Source organism: Salinispora sp. H7-4 (assembly GCF_013416675.1).
Taxonomy (GTDB): domain Bacteria; phylum Actinomycetota; class Actinomycetes; order Mycobacteriales; family Micromonosporaceae; genus Micromonospora; species Micromonospora vitiensis.
In genome coordinates this window covers 65,710-85,595 of record NZ_JABZED010000002.1, presented here as the reverse complement: position 1 = coordinate 85,595, position 19,886 = coordinate 65,710, and the positions used below count along the sequence as shown (strand labels likewise).

At 69.5% G+C, this 19,886-nt stretch carries 19 protein-coding genes and 1 pseudogene; 14 read left to right on the top strand and 6 right to left on the bottom strand.

The genetic code is table 11. The annotated features are described in order from the left end of the window. Nucleotides 1–922: 922 nt before the first annotated feature. From H0524_RS00420 to H0524_RS24380, 4 genes and pseudogenes are all read left to right on the top strand, one after another. On the top strand, nt 923–1,237 hold the full coding sequence (locus H0524_RS00420; protein ID WP_180196881.1) for a hypothetical protein: 315 nt from the start codon (nt 923–925) through the stop codon (nt 1,235–1,237). Next, nucleotides 1,234–1,635 carry a hypothetical protein gene (locus tag H0524_RS00415; protein WP_180196880.1) on the top strand — a complete coding sequence of 134 codons (402 nt, stop codon included), beginning with the start codon at nt 1,234–1,236 and terminating at the stop codon, nt 1,633–1,635. Before H0524_RS00420 ends, H0524_RS00415 begins: the two co-directional genes overlap by 4 nt. Nucleotides 1,636–1,873: 238 nt before the next feature. Further along, the gene (locus H0524_RS00410; RefSeq protein WP_180196879.1) at nt 1,874–3,781 is read left to right on the top strand and encodes a prolyl oligopeptidase family serine peptidase; all 1,908 of its coding nucleotides are present in this window, start codon (nt 1,874–1,876) and stop codon (nt 3,779–3,781) included. Between the two features lie 39 nt (nt 3,782–3,820). Beyond that, nucleotides 3,821–4,064, top strand: a pseudogene (locus H0524_RS24380) (GNAT family N-acetyltransferase); the annotation flags it as partial. A 133-nt stretch (nt 4,065–4,197) separates the two neighbouring features. Here the strand turns inward: H0524_RS24380 and H0524_RS00405 are convergent. From H0524_RS00405 to H0524_RS00380, 6 genes are read right to left on the bottom strand one after another with little or no spacing between them, the layout of a single operon-like run. Further along, entirely contained in the window at nt 4,198–4,992 is a 795-nt protein-coding gene (locus H0524_RS00405) for an ABC transporter permease (protein WP_180196878.1), read from the bottom strand. 8 nt (nt 4,993–5,000) lie between these two features. Further along, nucleotides 5,001–5,753, bottom strand: a complete 753-nt coding sequence (locus H0524_RS00400) for an ABC transporter permease (RefSeq protein WP_180196877.1) — start codon at nt 5,751–5,753, stop codon at nt 5,001–5,003. Further along, complete coding sequence (locus H0524_RS00395; protein ID WP_180196876.1) at nt 5,753–6,685, bottom strand: ABC transporter ATP-binding protein; 933 nt, start codon at nt 6,683–6,685, stop codon at nt 5,753–5,755. The genes H0524_RS00400 and H0524_RS00395 overlap by 1 nt, the downstream gene beginning before the upstream one ends. An 8-nt stretch (nt 6,686–6,693) precedes the next feature. Then, a complete protein-coding gene (locus H0524_RS00390) occupies nt 6,694–7,770 on the bottom strand; it encodes a hypothetical protein (protein ID WP_180196875.1) in 1,077 nt (358 codons plus the stop codon). Beyond that, nucleotides 7,760–8,554, bottom strand: coding sequence for a hypothetical protein (locus H0524_RS00385; protein ID WP_180196874.1), 795 nt, complete (start codon nt 8,552–8,554; stop codon nt 7,760–7,762). Before H0524_RS00385 ends, H0524_RS00390 begins: the two co-directional genes overlap by 11 nt. Beyond that, the gene (locus H0524_RS00380; RefSeq protein WP_180196873.1) at nt 8,551–9,738 is read right to left on the bottom strand and encodes a pitrilysin family protein; all 1,188 of its coding nucleotides are present in this window, start codon (nt 9,736–9,738) and stop codon (nt 8,551–8,553) included. The genes H0524_RS00385 and H0524_RS00380 overlap by 4 nt, the downstream gene beginning before the upstream one ends. Before the next feature lie 584 nt (nt 9,739–10,322). On the opposite strand from H0524_RS00380, the gene H0524_RS00375 reads away from it, so the two are divergent. From H0524_RS00375 to H0524_RS00330, 10 genes are all read left to right on the top strand, one after another. Then, nucleotides 10,323–11,861, top strand: coding sequence for a B12-binding domain-containing radical SAM protein (locus H0524_RS00375; protein ID WP_218941192.1), 1,539 nt, complete (start codon nt 10,323–10,325; stop codon nt 11,859–11,861). A 14-nt stretch (nt 11,862–11,875) separates the two neighbouring features. Continuing rightward, entirely contained in the window at nt 11,876–13,150 is a 1,275-nt protein-coding gene (locus tag H0524_RS00370; protein WP_180196872.1) for a radical SAM/SPASM domain-containing protein, read from the top strand. 19 nt (nt 13,151–13,169) lie between these two features. Next, complete coding sequence (locus H0524_RS00365; RefSeq protein ID WP_180196871.1) at nt 13,170–13,556, top strand: inorganic pyrophosphatase; 387 nt, start codon at nt 13,170–13,172, stop codon at nt 13,554–13,556. Further along, nucleotides 13,553–14,461 carry a phosphotransferase gene (locus H0524_RS00360; protein ID WP_180196870.1) on the top strand — a complete coding sequence of 303 codons (909 nt, stop codon included), beginning with the start codon at nt 13,553–13,555 and terminating at the stop codon, nt 14,459–14,461. Before H0524_RS00365 ends, H0524_RS00360 begins: the two co-directional genes overlap by 4 nt. Next, on the top strand, nt 14,455–15,453 hold the full coding sequence (locus H0524_RS00355) for a hypothetical protein (protein ID WP_180196869.1): 999 nt from the start codon (nt 14,455–14,457) through the stop codon (nt 15,451–15,453). The genes H0524_RS00360 and H0524_RS00355 overlap by 7 nt, the downstream gene beginning before the upstream one ends. Continuing rightward, entirely contained in the window at nt 15,450–16,283 is an 834-nt protein-coding gene (locus H0524_RS00350; RefSeq protein ID WP_180196868.1) for a hypothetical protein, read from the top strand. Before H0524_RS00355 ends, H0524_RS00350 begins: the two co-directional genes overlap by 4 nt. Next, on the top strand, nt 16,280–17,290 hold the full coding sequence (locus tag H0524_RS00345; RefSeq protein ID WP_180196867.1) for a thymidylate synthase: 1,011 nt from the start codon (nt 16,280–16,282) through the stop codon (nt 17,288–17,290). Before H0524_RS00350 ends, H0524_RS00345 begins: the two co-directional genes overlap by 4 nt. Next, on the top strand, nt 17,283–17,756 hold the full coding sequence (locus H0524_RS00340; RefSeq protein WP_218941191.1) for a nucleoside 2-deoxyribosyltransferase: 474 nt from the start codon (nt 17,283–17,285) through the stop codon (nt 17,754–17,756). The genes H0524_RS00345 and H0524_RS00340 overlap by 8 nt, the downstream gene beginning before the upstream one ends. A 1-nt stretch (nt 17,757) precedes the next feature. Then, entirely contained in the window at nt 17,758–18,546 is a 789-nt protein-coding gene (locus tag H0524_RS00335) for a bifunctional hydroxymethylpyrimidine kinase/phosphomethylpyrimidine kinase (protein ID WP_180196865.1), read from the top strand. A gap of 94 nt (nt 18,547–18,640) precedes the next feature. Next, the gene (locus tag H0524_RS00330; protein WP_180196864.1) at nt 18,641–19,840 is read left to right on the top strand and encodes an FAD-binding oxidoreductase; all 1,200 of its coding nucleotides are present in this window, start codon (nt 18,641–18,643) and stop codon (nt 19,838–19,840) included. Nucleotides 19,841–19,886: the final 46 nt, after the last annotated feature.

Below are 19,886 nucleotides of genomic sequence, written 5' to 3'. Positions count from 1 at the left end.
CCGATGGCGAGTTTGATCGGACCGTGCACTTGACGTGGCGGGAAACCTGGCTCACGGTCGGCTCGCGGATGGCGGCTCTCGTCGGCGGAGACGGCGTCGTTGGGGACGACAGCTGGGTCGAGTGCCGGCAAAACACGACTCACCGTCGCGGGGCGTCGACCCGGGGCTGCTGATCGGCACGGACGGTGTGACGGCGTACCGGTTGAAGGTCCGCTGGTGTACGACGCTTGACGATGAGAGCTGTTTCGCGCGCTGGCTGCTCATGCCAGTGCCGGCCGGTCATTGACTGCCGTGCGCTCGGAGACAGGCACGGCGTGCTCAGATCGACGCCGAGCAGGCTCGGTTCTCAGCGTCCATGCTCGCTGGGGGCGTCGCTGGACCAGGTTGTGCCGGCCTCACGAGCGAGTCGCGTGGTGGTAGCCGCGGTGGCGACGACGGGCGCTGGCCTGTCAAGGACGTGCTGGCGAATCGCGACGGCGCAGCCGGCTGCGGCTGGGATGCCGAGGGCGTTGATGAGCGTGGATGGGCTGCGAGGGCGGATCGCCTGGCCGGAGCGCCGGCCCCCACCGTGCTCGCCGCGAGGCTGCAGGCCAGCTGTTGGTCGCGCCACCCGTCGAGCATCGCCCGCGTATGCCCTGCTCAAAGCGCTGATGCCCGGCCGTCCGGACGGCATGCAAAGTGTCGCCAGTTCGCATCGAATGCAGTACACGTCAGAAGGAAGATCGGTACAGCGGTTAGGTCTGCGACCGGTAGCGGCGTACCAGGTGCAGCGCGTCGAGGACCGGCCGGTGCGAGTTGTCGCAGCGGCCATTCGTACACATATTCTATCCACATGTTGTGGAAAGGAGTCCGGGGCGGGTCTATCAATACCTGTTGGCGCGCTTGCCAGCAATCGCGGGTGCTACCGTAGTAAGGTTTCGGTATGACCGAGTTCCGTAAGTTGTCGATCAGCGTGCCTCCGGATGTGGCCGAGACCCTGGAGAGCCAGGGCAAGGGGCGGGCGAGCGCCTATGTGACCGGGGCAGTACGTGCGCAACGGGCATGGGAACAGTTCCGTGCTGAGCAGGGGCGTCGGGGGGTCATCCTCACTGATGAGGGGATGACTGCCGCTCGTGCGCGCCGGTACGCGGTGCAGGCCGAGTGGACGCCCGAGCGGTACGCCGCGCTGCAGCAGCAGGTGCGTGAGCACGTGGAGCGTGGGTTGTCCGGCGGCGACCAGCAGGCGCCGGCCGCGTGAGCGCCGAGGACCAGGGGGCTCCGATCACCCTGGTGTTGGACCGGTCGGCGGTGTTGGCGTACGTGGCCGGGTCGATCCACGCTGTCGAGCCGGTAGCGGAGGTGGTCACCGACCGGCAGCGGGTAGGCGTCACCAGCGTCACCGTCGCCGAGGCCCTGGCGCTGCTGGCCGATCCGAAAGGCCGGGAGGATCTGCACGCGCTGCTGGGTATGGATGCCTGCGTGGTGCTGCCGACCTGGGGGGAGGACTGGCTGGAGTTGGCCTACTGGCGCCAGGTCACCAGCCGCGCTGACCTGGCCACGACGGTGCGGGCAGCGCTGGAGCATCAAGCGTCGATCCTGACTGGCGAGGGTCATCGCTACGCCGACGGCCTACCCGTAATCCACATGCCTGGATAGGCTCTGCGGATGGACAGGACTTGGGCGACCGGCCGGAAGTGAGTTGGGTAGCCACACCCTCTACGGTGGAGCTTGATGGACCAGGCCTCGGCGGCTGTCAGTTGTCAGGCTCCGGTGGCAGCTACCGGTGCACGGCGTCAGCTGCACTGGCTGCCGGCGGGACCGTGACGTTCCGGTTCGACTTCATCGCACCGACCGGTGCGATGGCCGACGGCCGACCAGGCGGCAAGCTGGTCGCATGAAAGCTCTGACCGCTGAACTCGTGGTGGATGGTCGTGCCCCACAGACCCCGGCGCTCGCCCCGAACGGCCGTACGATGTGTTACGTGCTGGCTCCCACCAGCCGAGTCGGTGACCACCTCGACACCGAGTTGTGGCTGATCGATGTCGACGGTAGCGGTGCGGCACGCCGGGTGACCGCGGACACCGCGACGGAGTCCCAGCCGCGCTGGTCCACAGACTCGGGCACGCTGTTCTTCCTGTCCGACCGCGCCGAGCGCGGCGTCCCGCAGTTGTACCGGCTCACTCTCGCTGACGGCACCAGGACCGGGTTGACCGGGTGGCGGGCCGGTATCACCGACCACCTGACCCTCGCCGACCCCAACCAGGTCGCCCTGCTCGCGCAGGATGAACCCACCGAGGAGGACGAGCGCCGCGCCCGGGACCGCGACGACGCTGTCGTCGTCGGGGCGCGGGAGCCACGGGCCAGGCTGCGACTGCTCGACCTCGACACCGGCCAGGTCACCACGCCGAACGTGTTCGGCGATCGGCACGTCGTCGAACTGCGACAACGACCGGACGGCGGCCCGCTCGCCGTGCTCACCCAGGCCAGTGCCGACAACGACTACGGTCCCCGCACCGCCCGGCTGCACCTGTTCGACCACCACACCGGGATCGCGGAGGACCTTGGGCCGGTCGCCGCCGACGCGCGCTCGCTGGCCTGGTGGCCAGCGGAGGACGGTTGGCACCTCGGATACCTCGCCCTCACCCCACCGGGTCTACAGGCCGGTAGCGCCGTGTTCGACCTTGCCCTGGACGATCGTGTCCTGCGGAACCGCACCGCCGGGCTGTCGATGTGCCCCACCGAACTGCGCCAAACCGACGCCGCCGCACTGGTGGTGTTCGCCGAGGGCCTGCACACCACCCTGGCCCGGATCGACCCCAACGAACTCACACCCCTGTCCCAGCACCGGGGACGTCTCGACGGCCTCACCGCCACCCGCACCGGCGCGGAAGTCGCCGCGCTGACCGGCAGCCGGTATCAACTCCCCAACGTCTACTTCGGGTCACCGGCCGGACCGCTGCGAAAAGTCACCGACACCCGTCCGGAACTGGCCGGGATCCCGCTCGGCACGCAGCAACCGCTGACTTACCACGCCGCCGACGGCCTCGCTCTGGACGGCCTGCTCGTCCTCCCGGTGGGAAAGACCGCGGCTGACGGCCCGTTCCCGCTGGTCACGATCGTGCACGGGGGCCCGTACGACCGGCACGCCGACCGCTGCCAGTTGTTCTGGTTCCCCAGCGGCCAATGGCTGGCCACCGCCGGCTACGCGGTGTTTCTGCCCAACCCGCGCGGTGGGCAGGGCCACGGCCACCAGTTCGCCGCCCGCGTTGCGGGCCGGGTCGGCCGGGAGGAGTGGACCGACATTTTGACCGGCATCGACCTGCTCGTCGCCCAGGGCATCGCCGACCCCGACCGGCTGGGCATCGCCGGGTCGAGTCACGGCGGCTTCATGTCCGCCTGGGCCGTCGGCCAGACCGACCGGTTCCGTGCCGCTCTGGTCGGCGCCGGCGTCACCGACTGGGGCATGCTCGCCGCGACCGGGGAGAACGGCCAGTTCGAAGCCGCACTCGGCGGCAGCACCGGCTGGTCCGGCATCGGACCGCACCCGCATGACGCGGTCAGCCCGATCTCCTTCGCCAGCCGCATCCGTACTCCGGTGCTGATAATGCACGGTGCCGAGGACACCAACGTCCCGCTCGGCCAGGCCGTGTATCTCCACCGGGCGCTACGCCACTTCGGCGTTGAGCACGAGTTCGTGATCTATCCGAGGGAGGGCCACTCCATCCGCGAGCGCGCCCACCAACTCGACGTCCTACACCGCACGCGTGCCTGGTTCGACCGCTGGCTACGCCCGGAACGCTGACGTGCCCGCCCGTGAGGTGGCCGGTTCGACCGGGGCAGGATGCCGCCTGTGGCCCAATCAATGTGGTGGACCAGGCGGATCCAACTCGTGCCGTGGAGTGACGACCATGTGGACAGTGAGGTCGAGCTCGACGTGGATCCGGAGGCCATGCGCTATCTGGGCCGGCCGAGGCAACGGGTGGAGGTGGAACAGGCGTATCGGCGGAGAGTTGCCGCCGCGTCAACGGTTCCCGGGTTCGGCTTCTGGGCTGGTCGAGGGCCCGTTCGTCGCTTGGTGGATCTTGTAGTCGCCGGAGCGCACGGATCAGGCGGGGAGGAGGGGAGCCCGTAATCTGATCCGGCACGGCTTCGCCGATTCACGGGACAACTTTCCATTCTTGATTCGCACTATGGACGGCGCGTAGCGGAAGGCCGAGGTTAGTGCAGGGCGAGTGTCCCGGCACGGACGCTGTGCCGCAGCGACCAGGTGAGGGACAGGTAGCCAAGCAGGCCCCAGCCGGCGGCAACCAGCAGTTCGCCGGCGAGCGGCGCCATCGGCACCGGGGTGCCGTCCACGGCGGCGCGCAGCGCGGGCATGGCGTGACTGACCGGAAGCACCTGCGCCACGGCGTGAGCGAACCCGTCGGCGGGGGTGGGGAAGTTGACGCCGCACAGGGCGAGGATCACGATGGTGACGCCGGCGGTCAGGTAGGTGCGGCTCTCCGGCCAACGCAAGCTCACGCCGCACAGCGCGAGTGCCAGCTGGTAGGTGCTCGCCGCCATCAGCAATTCGATCGCGAAAACTACCGGTAGACCCGGATAGTGCACCTGCCGGGCGGTGAGTAGAGGGAGCGCGCACAGGGCGACCATGGCGGTAATCATGCCGTCCGCCACCCAGTACAGCCCGCGGGACGCCATGACCAAGTACGGGTCGGCCCGGCTGAGCAGAAGGAACTGCAGCGTGCCCCCGCGCCGTTCGGCAACGGTGGACGAGACGACACCGAGGGTACCGAACGATGCCAGGACGGCGGCGTTGCCGACGGCGAGAAAGCCGTCTGTGCCGGGCGAGCCGACCAGGCGGCCCAGCGTCGCGAAAAACATCACCTGGCAGAGAAGACGCAGTAGCCAGCCGAACAGCCAGGAACGCCACGTGAACATGGCGCGGTAGTCCGCGTAGGCGGCGACCACCCCGTATCCAAGACCGCGCAGGGGAGCGGGGACGGCAAAGCGCATGGTTCTCCTCAGTGATGCAGAGGCACGGCGCCGCTGCGAGCCGAGCGCAGGACGCGGCGGAGCATCAAGACGCCGACGGCCACCTGTGCCACGGTCAGCGTGAGTAGCACACCTAGCCGCGCAGCCGGCGCGTCCAGGTCTCCCGCCGCCGCGTCCCGCAGGAGCTGGAATCCGTGGGAGAGGAAGAAGCAGTCGGCCACCCAGCGGAAGGGCGGCGGAAGCCAGGACACCGGCAGGGTGAGTCCGCCCAGCAAATAGAAGGGGTACGTCAGGGTGTTCTGCATGGTGCGGGCCGCGCGGACCAGCACCAAAAGGCCGCTGACCAGCAGAGCAGCTCCGGCCGTACCGATGACAAGAATGACCGCGACCAGCAGGCAGAACAGCGGGTCTGCCAGCCTGGTCGGCAGGCCGAAGAGCCGGCCGACCAACAGAACTTCACCGAGGACGGGCAGGCTGAGCGCGCTGCTGACGGTCACCCGGAACACGAGTGAGACCAGATAGGTCGCCGGCGTCAGTAGCGAGTACTCCAGGGTCCCCTCGATGCGGTCGTCGTCGACCACTCGGGATGCGACGAAGACTGCGTGTGACCACATGCTCATGCCGAACGCGGTCAGCGCCACCGCCGTGGCTGCTGTCGCGCCCCGGTGGTGCCGGACCAGGGAGAAGAACACCACCGAGTAGAGCGGAGTCACCAGCAGCACGGCGAATAGGCCGGGGCTGCGGACGATCAGCTGCCATTGGGTACGGGCGAGGACGAGCATCAGAGCGCGAAGTCTCGGTCCCGGATGATAGCGCGGTACACATCGGACAGACCGGGTCGCGTCACGGACATCTCAGTCACCTGTGCCTCCGCCAGCAGGGCCAGTACCTTGGCTAGCGCGATGTCGTCTGTCACGTGGGCGGTGACCTGGCCGGCGTCGCACGACACGATCGAGGTCCGCGGCACCCGCCCGATCGAGGCGGCCAGTGCCGGGTCGACCTGGAGTGCCGTCACGATGCGCGGCGCGGTGAGGCCGGCGAGTAGGTCGCTGGGCGTACCCGATCGGAGCAGCCGCCCGTGGTCGATCAACGCTACCCGCGAGCACAGGTCCTCGGCCTCGGGCATGTCGTGGGTGGTGAGCAGCACGGTCGTGCCGTCCGCGCTCAGTTGCCGTACGACGTTGCGGAAGGCCAGGGATGCGTGCGGGTCTAGACCGTTCGTGGGTTCGTCCATGACCAGGACGGCCGGCTCGGTGAGCAGAGCCCGGGCCAGGTGGACGCGTTGCACCATGCCCCGGGAGAAGGTCTCCACCCGCTCGTCGGCCGTCTCGGTGAGGCCGAGATGGTCGAGCAGGTGGCCGGTGCGCCGCCGGCTGGTACGCCCGTCCAGCCCCTGCAAGGCGGCCCAGTAGGCCAGGTTCTGGCGGGCCGTGAGCCGGCTGTAGAGCCCGCGGTCGCCACCCACCAGCAGGCCGATGCGCTTGCGCACCTGCCGGGACTCGGTCACCACGTCGTAGCCCTGGATCTGAGCTGTTCCCGCGCTTGGCAGCAGCAGCGTGGTGAGAATCCGCGCCAGGGTGGTCTTGCCCGCGCCGTTCGGGCCGAGGAGCCCAAAGACCTCTCCCGCCTCGATGTTGAGGGTGAGCCCGTCCAGCGCGGTGCGCTCGCCCTGCCGGAGGGCGTACCGGCGGGTGAGATTCCGTGTCTGCACCATGGACACGGCTACCGACTGCCAGCCTGGACGTCGAGGAGAGCCAGCTCAGCCTGAGCCCGTTCGTACAGCTCGGGATCCACGAGTTCGTCCGCTACGAGTAGCGCGTCCAGCACCGGGGTTCGGAGCAGGGTGAGGTCCGGCGCGGCCTGATGGAAGTGGCTCCGCTCCCAGCTTGGCCGGTCCGGCACGCGGCGCAGTGGCATGCCATAGCGGGGCCGGGTCGCTGTGGTTCCGTCGACGCTCGCGATCCCAGCGTCCCGCCGGGTCGTCTCGCGCGCAACGGCCCCGGAAAGCGTCTGCGCGAGTTGCGCGAGGTGGGCGGCGGCTGCCCGGTCGGCGGTGTAGGTGAGCAGTTCGGATAGTTCGGGTGCCAGCAGGAATCGGTCGGCGCTGGCGACGAGGGTGACGTCGTCCGCGACCGGCTGACTGGGTCCGAAGAGGACTAGCACGTCGATCGCGTCCTTGGCGGTGAACTCTCGCTGGAACCGTTCCTCGGCGAGGCTCAGTAGGTCGCTAAGCCAGGTGTCCGCCGGCAGGGCCGGGCGTAATGGCACGCTGACGAAATTCCCGCCGAACGCCATCGTGCCGACTTCCACCTTGACGTCGCGGTCGAGCAGAGGGTCGTCGGCCGGCCGGCTCAGCGCCACCATCAGGTGCGGGGCGTCCGCGGCCGGCAGGACGGAGATGTCGATGTGCTCCACCGGCTGGTCCCGGAGCATGGCACGGACGACGCGCCACAGCACGACCTCGTCGGCGACGACTAGGTCCAGGTCCCCGACCGGGCGCACCAGGCCCGGGGGGTAGCGGTCGGCAAGGGAGGGACCTTTGACCACGCGGACCTCACCCGCCTCTCGGGCCCGCGCCAGCAAGTGCCGGTAGCCGGCGGCACGGTGGCGGGCCCGGCGTAGCTCGTCCGCCGATCCGCTGCCCAGGACGATGCCTTCGTGTTCGGCCACGGACAGGACGAGGTGGGGCAGTGCGACCGAGGCTTCCCGGGCGGCCCGCAGCAGCGCGCGGAGGCTGCGGTGCTCGTCGAGGCCAAGGAGCCGATAGAGCAGCTCGATGGTGATGCCGTCAGCGATCATCGATGCTGCTCTCCAGGGGTACGGCGTGAAAATGGTGGTCGACAAGCCAACCCTTGCGGGTCAGTGAACTGACGACGCGGTCGCCGACACCCGGGTCGGCTCCGTGGACCACGTGACCCACGAGGGGGAGTCCGGCCGCGGCCGCGGTGGCGACGCACACCGCCACGAGGGCCTCGCGCGCAGCCCGGTTGGTGGCCGGTTCCACGAGGACATCGAGCAGTTCCACGAAGTCTTCGCCGGTGACCTGGTCGTGGCTCTCCAGCAGCAGAATCGCATGACCGGCCGGCTCGTCCCGGGTGCCGACCAGATAAGAGAGCCGGTCCGGCGCGGCCAGGATCTGCTCGGCCAGCTCAGCCAGCCGCTCGGCCGGCGCGGACCCGCCGGCCGCCGCCAAGAATGCCTGTACCATCCACTTCGCTATTCGCGCATCGTCCGCGGGTTCAGCCGGCCGGACGGGTGGCTGGGCCAACGCCTCGGTGCCGGGCCGTGCCCCGTGCCGCACATAGGTCAGGTACGGTGACCAGCCCGACGGCGGCTCCTGCGGGGCTGGTACGCGCACCACGGCCCGATCGGCCTCCGGGAATCTCTCCGCGAGGTGACGCACCAGCCGCCGCCGGCGCCGCGCGTCCGTAACGAGGCCGGGATCGCAGTACTCGACGAGGCACTGCGTCTCCCCGGTCACCGGTTCCGTCAGCGTGCCGGCGACGAGGACGAGACTGTCGAGCTCGTGCAGCAGGCCGCTGTTGGCTGCTGCGCTCAGATAGCGGGCATGTGGTGCGGTCATCGGGGTTCCGGGCGGACGACCGTCACAAGGCTGTCGCGGATACGTCGCGCGGCGGCGCACACCTGTTCGGCGGTGACCGCGCCGAGCCGGGTTAGGTCCTCCTCCAGCGACCACGGCACCGCGCCTGCCCGCGTACGCTGCCCGAGCCGGCGTGCGTACTCCAGCGGTGCCTCGCCGTCGAGGATCAGCTGCATCTGCGCCTGTCTGCGGGCGGCGAGCAGGTCGTTGGGGTCCGGACCGGCGGTGGCGAGGTCGTCGAGGGTGGTCCGGATGACGTCGAGGAGCCGGTCGCCGTTGACCGGTTCCACACCGGCCAGGATCCGCCAGGCGCCGCTCTCGGCGTACCCGCGTGACCACGCGTCGAAGGAGTAGGCAAGGCCCTGCTCGTTGCGGAGCCGCCGATACAGCAGGGAGGAGGGGCTGGCGCCGCATAGGCTGGCCAGGACCGTGTCCGCATACCCGTCTGAGGACCCGGCCGCGGCGCAACGGCTACCCACGCAGATCCAGGCGAACTCGTCCGGCCAGGCCGGCGGGGCTGCGACGACCTCCGGTGACAGCGCGACCTCGAGCCGCGCGCTGTCTTCCGAGCGCTGCCGGAGGATCCGGTGCGCGGTGTCGGGAATCTCGGGGCCTACGACGGTCAGCGACATGGGGGCGGCCAGGAATCGCTCTTCGTACACCTCGCGTACCTGGAACTGGGTGATGGAACGGACCTGCTCGGCGCTTCCGCCGACCGGCCGGCCGAGGGGGTGGCCGGGGAACAGTGCACCGAAGAACGCGTCCTGCACGGTGTCGCAGGGATCCGCGCCAGCGGCGGTGAGCTCCTGCAACACCACCGCACGCTCCTGTTCCAGGGCGGTGTCGGTCAGTGCGGAACGCAGCACGCTGTCCGCCAGCCAGCCGACGGCCTCTCCTGCGTCCTCGGCGTGAACGCGCAGGTGGAAGAGCATAATCTCCAGTCCGGTCTCGGCGTTGGCCTGGCCACCGAGGCGCTCGATCCGCTCGCATAAGGACGGCTGGGCGCCGTCCGGGGCGGCCATGAGTAGATGCTCTAGCAGGTGGGCGACCCCGCCGTTGCCCGCGGGATCGTGCCGTGACCCGTACGCCACCGCCAAGCACAGGCTGGTCGTGCGGAGACGGTTGTTGACGACACCAATGACCGGGATCTGAGGGGTGGCGTCCATAGGGTGCTGACTTTTCCTTCCACACGGGTGGTCCACGGGTGTATTGGCCGGAGCGGCAGGCGCGGATGCCGCCCCTGAACGGGTCTGGAGACGGCACCCGCTCGAACTCAGCGCTCCTTAGACTTGGGCTTGTCCTGCGTACGGATCTTGTCAAGCCGCGGGCGGAGTAACATGAGAACCTGGCGCATTGTCATCACCTCCCTCCGCGTACAAACAGCGGGATGGCCTCCCAAAATGCGGTTCCGCCATCGACGGGACACAGCAAATCGCGCAATGCGTCGAACGGTCCGCATCCTGTTTGGATGATAATCCAGACAGGGACCCTGTCCAGGGGTTGTGATTGTTACCACATCGACCTTTGCCGCTGGCATCGTGGTCCCTGTTCATTCTCCGGATTCCGTTCCGGGGTGCCTTGCCATGCCTGCGAACGGGTGGCATTATGTGCGCTCCGACAGAGCGCAATAGCATGCGTGGACGGCGCAGTCCGTCGGGTGTTTAAGCATGATCAACGACGATCGAGAGGGCGGACTGTGGCGGCAGACACCCGTGCGGGCCTTCCCATCGTCCTGAGCACACCCGCGCCGGTGACCCATCGGACCGCCGAGGAGAACCTCGGTCTCGGTTACCTCGCCGCGGTGTTGCGCGCCGACGGATGGCGGGTCGTCATCGTCGACGGCTGGCTGGAGGGTCTCACCGCGGCGCAGCTCGCGGAGCGGATCGCCGGGCACGCGCCGGGGCTGGTTGGCTTCGCCTGCTACCGGTCGAACATTGCTCGGGCGATTGAGACGCTCAACCTCGTCAGACTCGCCGGCGCCCGCCCGTTCACGCTGGCCGGTGGGTACGGCCCGACCTTCCACGCACATGAGTTCCTGCAGGCCGGCTTTGATGCGGTGGTCCGTGGCGAGGGGGAGCAGGCCATCCTGGCAGTCGCGCGGCATTTGGCGTCCGGCACTCCCGCACTCACCGAGATCCCTGGCCTGAGCACGCTGACCGCAGACGGCCTAGCCCACCATGCGCCGCCGCCGGCGAAGGTGCCGATGGACGACCTGCCCGACCCTGCCCGAGACACGCTGGCGCTGACACTGCGCCGGCGCAGCCTGGTCCATGTGCAGACCGCCCGCGGATGTCAGGCGAGCTGTACGTTCTGCTCGATCGTCGCGTTCGAACGGGTCGGCGGCGGCGCGACGTGGCGCCAGCGCGGCATCCCGCGCATCGTGGACGAGCTTGAGTGCCTTATGGGTCAGGGCGCCACCCACTTTAAGATCATTGATGACAGTCTGGTTGAGCCGCCGCGCGACGAGCAGTGGTGCGCGGATCTGGCCGACGAGGTCAGCCGGCGCGGCATCCGGCCCCGGCTGCGCGGTTCCATCCGCGCGGACCGGGTCACTGAGCCGGTCGTGGCGGAACTCTCGCGGGCCGGCTTCTTCTCATTCTCCTGCGGAATCGAGAACTTCGCCGAGAGCGCATTGCGCCGCATGGCCAAACGCGCCGACGTCGCACAGAACTGTCGTGCCCTCGACCTCTTCCAGCAGTACGGCATCTATGTGCAGGCCGGCCACATTCTTTTCGACGACCGGACTACCCTGAGTGAACTGGCCGAGAATCTGGCGCTCATGGGGCACTATCGGTGGACTGTTTCGAAAGGCATCTTCACCGAGATGTATGCCGCCAACGGCACCAACTTCACCCGCCGCCTGTCTCGCACCGGTCAGCTCCTCGGAGACCCGCAGGGCCTGGGCAACAACAAGTACCCGCTCACCGATCCGGCCGTCGAGCTGGTCTACCAGGCGCTCAAGACCTGGCACAAGGCCCACACGGTCGTCTACGACGAAGCCATCGACCCGGTCTCGGCGCCCAAGGCCCTGGATCCGGAGTCCCTGCGGGAGTTTCACGGCCTCGGCATGGCGCTGCGCTCGGCAGACCTGGATTTCTTCGCGCTCGTCATGTCGGTCGTGTCTGCCGGCGGCCCGATCGAGCGGCTGCGCCAGGAAGTGGCCGAGTTGACTGACGCGGAGCTATCCCGGACGGCGCGTTGGTACGACGACTTCCGGCTCTCCGTGTCCCGGGCCTACGCCACCGCCGGGCTCGTCTACGACGGCGAACCGAATCCGTTCATCTGCTGACGAGGAGTTCCCGCATGACCCCAGCCCCGCACCAGCCGACCACGCCCACCCTGCCGTGGGAACGGCCAAAGGCCCCCGTGCTGCTCGGCTCCATCAATCCCAAGGAGCACTTCGAGCGCCCGGTCGGACCGATCGAGCACGAGGAACTCGAGGAGTGCCCGGCCACCCCGCTCAACATCGGGTGGACGCTGGGCAACGACTGCCCATACCGCTGTACGCACTGCTACTCGATGTCGGCCCGCGAGAAGGGCATGAACTTCTCCGTCGAGATCGTCGACCGCATTGTTGATCAACTGGTGAGCATCGGCGTCGAGACCGTAAACCTGGGCGGTAACGAGCCGCTGTTCACCAACGGCCCAAACCCGCGGGACACGCTGCTGCCGTACATCATCGACCGGCTCGTGAACGTTGGGATCCTGGTCGGGCTGACCACGTCTGGCATTACGGCCCTGCACCTGGAGCGGGACCACAACAAGCAGTGGCGGCGGCTCAACGACCTCGACGTCAGCTTCGACTCGCCGTTCGAGGACGAGCACAACGCCAACCGCGGTGCGAAAATCTTCAAGCAGGCCATCCGCTCGCTGGAACTGGCGCAGCAGTACGACCTCGACCACACCATGATCATGTGCGGGATGAACTGGAACTTCACACGCCGACACCTGGAACGCATGGTGGAGATGGCGCTCCAGTACGACGCCCACATCCGGATCAATCCCATCAAGCCGGTCGAGGCGGCCCACATGGAGTCGCTGCTCAGCGCCGAGCAGTATTACGACGGATTCTCGTATCTGATGTCCCGGTGCAGTCCCGTTGACCTCGGCGAGCCGCCGATCGCGGCGGTCACCGACTACCAGGGTGCCAAGGGGTGCCCGTGCGGGCGGACCTCCTTCCGGATCCACTCCATCACGCCTGACGGCCGGATCCCGGTATCGCCCTGCGTCTACCTCCACGACTACAAGTTCGGTGATCTGCGCGTTGACGACCTCGCTGATATCGTCCAGTCGCCGCAGTTCAAGTCGTTTCGTCGGCGCAACGCCAACCCGGAGGCCATCCCTGGCTGCGCCGGCTGCGACCTGATCCAGCAGTGCCGCGGTGGCTGCGCCGGTCGCTCGTACCTGCACCACGCCCACGAGACCGGCGAGCGCTCGCTGTTCGCCCGGGACCCGTACTGCCCCAAGGACATCGCACCCACGCAAGTCTTCCCCCAGCGACCGCAGGTGCCCACCGACAAGCGGCTGGTCCACATGGACTACCTGTGTACCTGGATCGGCAAACCGCAGCGCGGCTGACCTCACGGAGAAGGACACCATGGGCAGAGCCACCGAACCGGGCGAGACCTCCCTGCACCTGGCGCAGGCATACCTCGGTGTACCGGTCCGCGTCGTCGTCGACCGACCGTTGGGTTCGGCGCACCCCCGCGCCGGCTTCCGGTACGAGCTGAACTACGGCTACCTGCCGGGCGTCACCGCGCCCGACGGCGACAACCTCGACGCCTACCTCGTCGGGGTGGACACCCCCGTGGCCGAGGCCGAGGGCGTCTGCGTGGCCGTGGTACATCGCCTCTACGAGGACGACGACAAGCTCGTGGTCCTCGTGGCCGGGGACGAGCCGGACGATGCGCGGCTGCGGGAGCTCGTCCACTTCCAGGAGGGCGACCGTCCCTACGAGATCGTCCGTCCGTCGCCATCCGCATGACGCCTGGCGTCTCACTCGTCACCGAAGTGCCGGCCGCCCTGGTGCGCCGGGTCGGGCAGCGGCTCGACGCCACGGCGGTCCGGCAGATCCGCGCCACCCGGGAAAAGGATCGGTCCGCCAACGCCTGGTTCCGCGCCGAGGTGGCGTCGGGCCCCGCGTTCGTCAAGTGCTACCCCCGCCCCGACCGGGCCCAGGCCGAGCGCGCCGTCGCCCGCGCCCTGCCGCCGGGGATGGCAGTGCCGTTTCTGGGCGGCGGTGCGCTTGGCGGGCCGGGCGACTACCCGGAGTACAACTGCTTCGCCTGGCGTGACCTCGGGCCGGTTCGGGCCGACCCCTACGGCCTGCGTGCCGCGGGCGAGCGGCTGGGTGCCTTGCACGCCGTGACACCTCCGGCTGGCCTCGTACCTCGGGAGGTCGGCCCGGCGGCCTACGACGCCCTGCTGGCGCGGCTGCAGGAAGTGTCTCCCTACCTCGACGACCGGCTGCGCTTCCGCCTGGATGGCGACTGGGCCCGGGCAGTCGTGACGGCTGCCGGGTCCGCTGCCCGAAAGGCGTCGGTGGTACTTCTGCACGGCGACTTCTCGCTGCGCAACATCGGGACCGCGGCCAATGGTACGACGCTGCTTTTCGACTTCGAGCGGGCCGAGACGGGCCCGCCCGAACTGGACCTGGAGCGGATCTGGGACCGGGAGGCCACGGCTTCCGGCGGTCATCCCGCATTGCTGGCCGGATACCGTGCGGGCGGCGGCGCGGCGGAGCCCGACCCGGTGCTGCTCACGTATGCCCGACTGTGCTGCGCGGTGTCCACCCTCGTCGCCGCCGGCCGTACGGGCGACACCGAGTTCGCCCGCGAAGCGCACGTGATCCTCGACCGGCTGCCTTGGCGCGGGGAGCCGGCGTGGTGACCGGACGCCGGCCTGGCCTGGACGTGCGATCGGCGGTGGCCGCCTACCGGCTGACCGGCGACGCCGACGCCGTGCACCGGCTGGCCGCGCTCGCCGCGCCGTTCTTCCAGCCGGCTGCCCCGGACCCGACCGCGTGGATGGTCCGGCTCCACGACCGCCTGCCCGGCACACCGGTCGTCGCGGCGACCGGCGGAGAGCCCGCACACGTCCCAGAATGGTCGGTGCCCAACCGCGAGATGCACGTCTGCTGCGAGGATCCGGCCTATCTGCCGCTGTTCGCGCTGCGCTACCTGCGAACCCTCGACCGTGCCGAGGCAGTGCGGCGCGGGGCCCTGCCCGTGCACGGCGCCGCGGTGGGGGCCCGCGGCCGCGGTCTGGTCCTGGTCGGCAACAAGCGGGCCGGCAAGACCACCGCGGCGCTCAGCCTTGTCCGCAGCTTCGGCGGTGTCTTCGTCTCCAACGACGACGTGTTGCTCTGGCATCGCGACCGGCGTTGGACGGCGACGGGCGGGCCACGTTCGATCGGTATCCGACTGAGTTCGCTGCCCGACCACGTCCCGCCCCTGACCGCCGCCACGCTGGCCGAAGCCGCCCGCGCGCATCCCGGCTCGGCTTCGACGCCGGACAAGAGGTTCCTGCTCCCGAACGAGGCCGTAGATTTGGGCTGCGAGGTGCGCGCCAATCTGACCGTGGACGCGGTCGTGGAACTGCGGTGCGATCCGGCGGTCGTACCGAACCTACGGCGGCTCACCGGCGTCGATGCGGTCGCGCTGCTAGATCGCTACCGTGAGCCCGCTGCGGATCGGCGGCGTCCCGAGCTGCTCGCCGCGCTCGGCGACCCCCCGGTCACCGAGGCCGTCGCTGCGCTGGCGGGCGATGTCGCGTGCTACCAATTCGTCCACCCGCCACACGGGTGGGTTTCCCGCTTCACGGCAGAGATCAGTGCGCTGGCCCTTCCGCCGGCGCCCGGACCGAACGAGGTGAACAGGTGAAGTTGGGTGTGGTACTCCGCGCTGACCGAATCATCCGCGAGGAGAAGTTCCAGCAAAGGCGGGTGATCACCGACTACGGTCCGGTCGACCGTCTCTTCAGTGGTCGGCTACACGGGGTGGACACCCACTTCCTGTACGGCCGCTTTCCCGGGCGCCGTACGCCGAGTTGGGAAATCCCGTACCAGGCCAACCAGGCGGCATTCGACTCCCTGGGCGTTGACCACGTGATCGGCACGTACGTGGTCGGCGGCATCGACAAGACGGTCCGCGGCGGCGACCTGGTGATTCCGCACGACCTCGTGACGTTCAGCGGGCCGCAGCTGTCGCTGCCCCCGGCCGGCAGTAGGTTCTCCAACGCCCACGTCATCCCCTCCATTTGCCCACGCTTGCGGAACCTGCTGATCTGTGGCGCCCGCCGGGCGGGCATCCGGGTGCACGAGGACGGGGTCTACTTCGGCTTCTACGGCTTCGCCCGCATCGAGACCCTCGCCGAGCTGGAGCTGATGGACCGGCTCGGTGCCCGGATCGTCGGCCAGACGATGGATCCGGAGTTCACCTTGGCCCGGCTGCGGCGGCGGCACTACGCCGCCGTCACGGTGGCCATCGACTCGTATCACGACATGCGCGAGGAGTCCGAGCAGGACCCCGAGGAGTTCCGTGCTCGGTCTCGGAACGCCATCGGGCGCGGGCGCGAGCAGTTCGAGGAGATCCTGCGTGCCGGGCTCGCGGACCGCGACGAACGCGGCGACGAGCTCGACTGCCCCTGTGCCGGTGGGCCGACCGGATCCCACCGCGACATGTTCGCCTCCTACCCCGAGGACCTGCTGTGAACACGCCGCTGCACCGATACGCTGGCTTCGAGGAGGCATACCGCGACCACCTCGCCGCGCTTCTCCATGAGCCGGCATACCGCAATGCCCCCCGGGGCTTCGGCAGTCGTGAGCGCGTTGGTGTCTCGTTCACCGTCGCGGACCCGCGCCGCCGTCTGGTGCACCATCCCGTACGTCGCAGCAACCTCGTCTTCAACCTCGCCGAGGTGCTGTGGTACCTGAGCGGCCGGGACGACCTGTCCTACCTGGCCTACTACGCGCCCCGGGTCGCGCGCTACTCCGCCGACGGAGTCCGGCTGACCGGAACCGCGTACGGGCCGCGGATCCGCCGGTTCGGCATCGATCGGATCGATCAGTGGGACTCGGTCGCCTCGGTGCTCGCCGAGGATCCCGACTCCAAGCGGGCCGTGGTGCAGATCTACCAGCCCGAGGAACTCCTGCTCCCCGGCAACCTCGATGTGGCGTGCACCCTGGCGCTGCAGTTCCTACTGCGCGACGGGCGGCTGCACGCCGTGGGCTACATGCGGGCCAACGACGCGTTCCGAGGCATGGTCAGCGACGTCTTCTCGTTCACCGTCCTCCAGGAGGCCATGGCCTGCCGGCTTGGCGTCGACGTCGGCGAGTACACGCACATGGTTGGCTCCCTGCACCTGTACGACCCGGACGAGCCTGCGGCGCGCCGGCTGTTGGCCGCCGACCCGCAGCCGCCCGGCCCCGCCATGCCGCCGCTGCCGGTGGGGGACTGCCGGCCCGCGGTGGCGAAGGTGATGGCCTGGGAGGAGCGCCTACGGCACAACAGCGTACGGCTGACCGACGTCAACCTCGACGGGCTCGGCCTCGACCCGTACTGGCAGCACGTGCTCACCGTGTTCGAGCTGTACCGCCGGGTGCGCCACGGCGAACCGACCGATCCCGGCCTGCTCGGCCGGCTCCCCACCGGATACCGAGCGCTGCTCGCGCACCGCTTCCCGCAGCTTCTTGACTCCCCGGAGAACAGTCGTGTCTGAGATTCCCACCGTCTTCATCGGCGGCCCGTTCAAGGGACTGGTGCAGGCCACGACCGGCCTCGTCGACCCCGCTCACCAGCGCCGCTACGAGCGGCTGATCGAGCACTTCACACAGCGCGGGTGGCGCACTCTCAGCGCCCACCGGCAGGAGGGATGGGGCGGGGCCATGGTCGCCGCCGACGTCTGCACGGCCCGCGACTTCGCCTGGATGCAGGAGTGCGACCTGTTCGTCGCCTTCCCCGGCCATCCGGTGTCGCCCGGCACACACGTCGAGATTGGTTGGGCCTCGGCGCTCGGCCGGCCCACCGTGCTGCTACGCGAGCCGGGCGTCGAACCGGCGGCTCTGATCGCCGGGCTCTCCGCGGTCGCCCCCGTGACCTACCTCGACTACGAGGACGGACTGGCGTTCCCGACGGCCCTCGACGCCGCCGTCCGGCAGCTCACCGACCGAGTCGGGGTCGGGTGAGATGAGCGCACGACCGCGCTGCCTGTCGATCGGCTCGTCGGACTCCGGAGGCGGCGCCGGCATCCAGGGCGACCTGAAGGCGTTCACGGCGCTCGGCGCGTACGGTTCGACCGTCCTCGTCGGCGTCACTGCGCAGAACACCGAGGGGATCCGCATGCGGCACACTGTGCCGCTCGACGTCGTGGCCGCCCAGCTCAACGCGGTTCTCGACGACATCGGTACGGACGCGGTTAAGGTCGGCGCCACCTGGAGCGCGGCGTTGATGCGTTTGCTCGGCGAGCGCCTGTCCGGGCTCGGTACGCCGATCGTGGTCGATCCCGTGCTGGTCGCCGCCTCGGGATCGCCGCTCGACGCGGGTGCTGAGGGACTCGCTGCTGTCCGCGCCCACCTGTTTCCGGTCGCTACGGTCATCACCCCGAACCTTGCGGAGGCACGCCTGCTGGCCGGTGCGGGATCCGAGTGGTCACCGGCACGACTGACCGAGGAACTGCACCGGGCCGGTGCGAGCGCCGTACTCGTCACCGACTCCCTGACCGGCGGTGGAGACTGGCTGTTCGACGGCCGCGACCACCACCCGATCCCCGGCGGCCGGCACGGGACCGGGTGCGAACACGGCGCCGGGTGCGCACACTCCTCCCTGCTGACCGTGCTGATGGCCCGCGGGATGCCCCTGCGGGACGCTGCCGTCGAGGCCCACCACCTGGCTGAGGCTGCCGTCCGTCTGGGCCACACGGACGTCGGCCGGGGCATGCATCCCGTCAACGTTACCGCCGCGGTGGCCGTTCGGTGAGGGCATCGGGCCTTGACGGCCGTTCTCCGAAACCGTGTCTCACGTCAGTCCTCAGGAGACAAGCGCGGAAAGCGTTCCCGGAAGGTGGCCTCTGATGAAGGAAAGCTATGCCATCAGCGCGGACGTCGCCGTCGTGGGCGGCGGCGTAGTCGGCCTCTGCGTCTCCCACGACCTCGCCGCCGCCGGCGCCGCCACCACCCTGTGGGAAGCAGGCCATCCCGGCGGAGGTGCCTCCGCCGAGGCCCACGGACAACTCGTCCCACCCGCCGGTCCGCTACGGCCGCTCTTCGACGACAGCGTGGCCCGGTATGAGCAACTCGCCGCCGAGGATGCGGGCGAGGTGATGGACCGCGATCCCTGCGGTGCCTTGGTGCTCGACACCGCGTCGGCGCAGGCGGTCCGCGACGACGGGGAGCCGCTGAGCGCCGCGGAGGCCCGGGCGTGCGAACCCGCGCTCGGGCCCGCGGTGAGGGGCGCGGTCTGGCTCCCGCAAGCCCGCCGCATCGACCCGCGCCGCCTCATCGCGTTGCTCGCCGAGGCGGCGCGGGCCCAGGGCGTTGCCGTGCGCGGCGGATCACCCGTCGTGGAACTGATCCGGGTGGCCAGAGGATGGCAACTCCGCACCGTCCAGGGCGACCGTGTGACCTACCGGACCGTGATTCTCGCCGCAGGCCGGCACAGCGTCCGTCTCCGTCCCGACCTGCCGATCATGGGTGTCCGCGGCCGCGTGCTGCGGACCACGCCCCACCCACCCCTATTGCGCCACATCGTCGGTGAACCGGTACGTGCACGGCTCACCGTCCCCACGCTCGCACAGGTGGCGGCGCAGGACCCGGCGGAGGCCCACGTCGGCCTGCTGCTGCACCAACGGCCCGACGGGGTGCTCCTCATCGGCGCGTCGTGGCAGCACGCGTGGCAACCGGATCCGCCTGGTCTGGACGGCGTCGTCGCCCGCCGGGCGATCCAGCTCGTGCCTGCCCTCGCGGAGGCCCGGATCGGCGGCGCCTGGAGTGGGGTTCGGCCCGAGACACCGGATGGAATGCCGATCGTGGATCAAATCGATGAGAATCTGTTCGTCTGTGCTGGCCACGGTGGCAGCGGCTTTATAGCCGGGCCCGGCAGCGCTCGCCTGGTCGCGGAACTCGTCCTCGGCCGGCCACCCTTCACCGACCCCCGCCCGTTCCGCCATCACCGCCTGGGTTCCGCCACAAGTAGGAGCCTGCCTTCGCACGTGTGTTCCGGCGAAGACCTTCGATGGGTCGGTGGCGCATCAGCCACTCCCCACCGTCCCTGACGTCCGGGGCAGCAACCCCAGATGATGAACAACCTTTTGGAGCCCG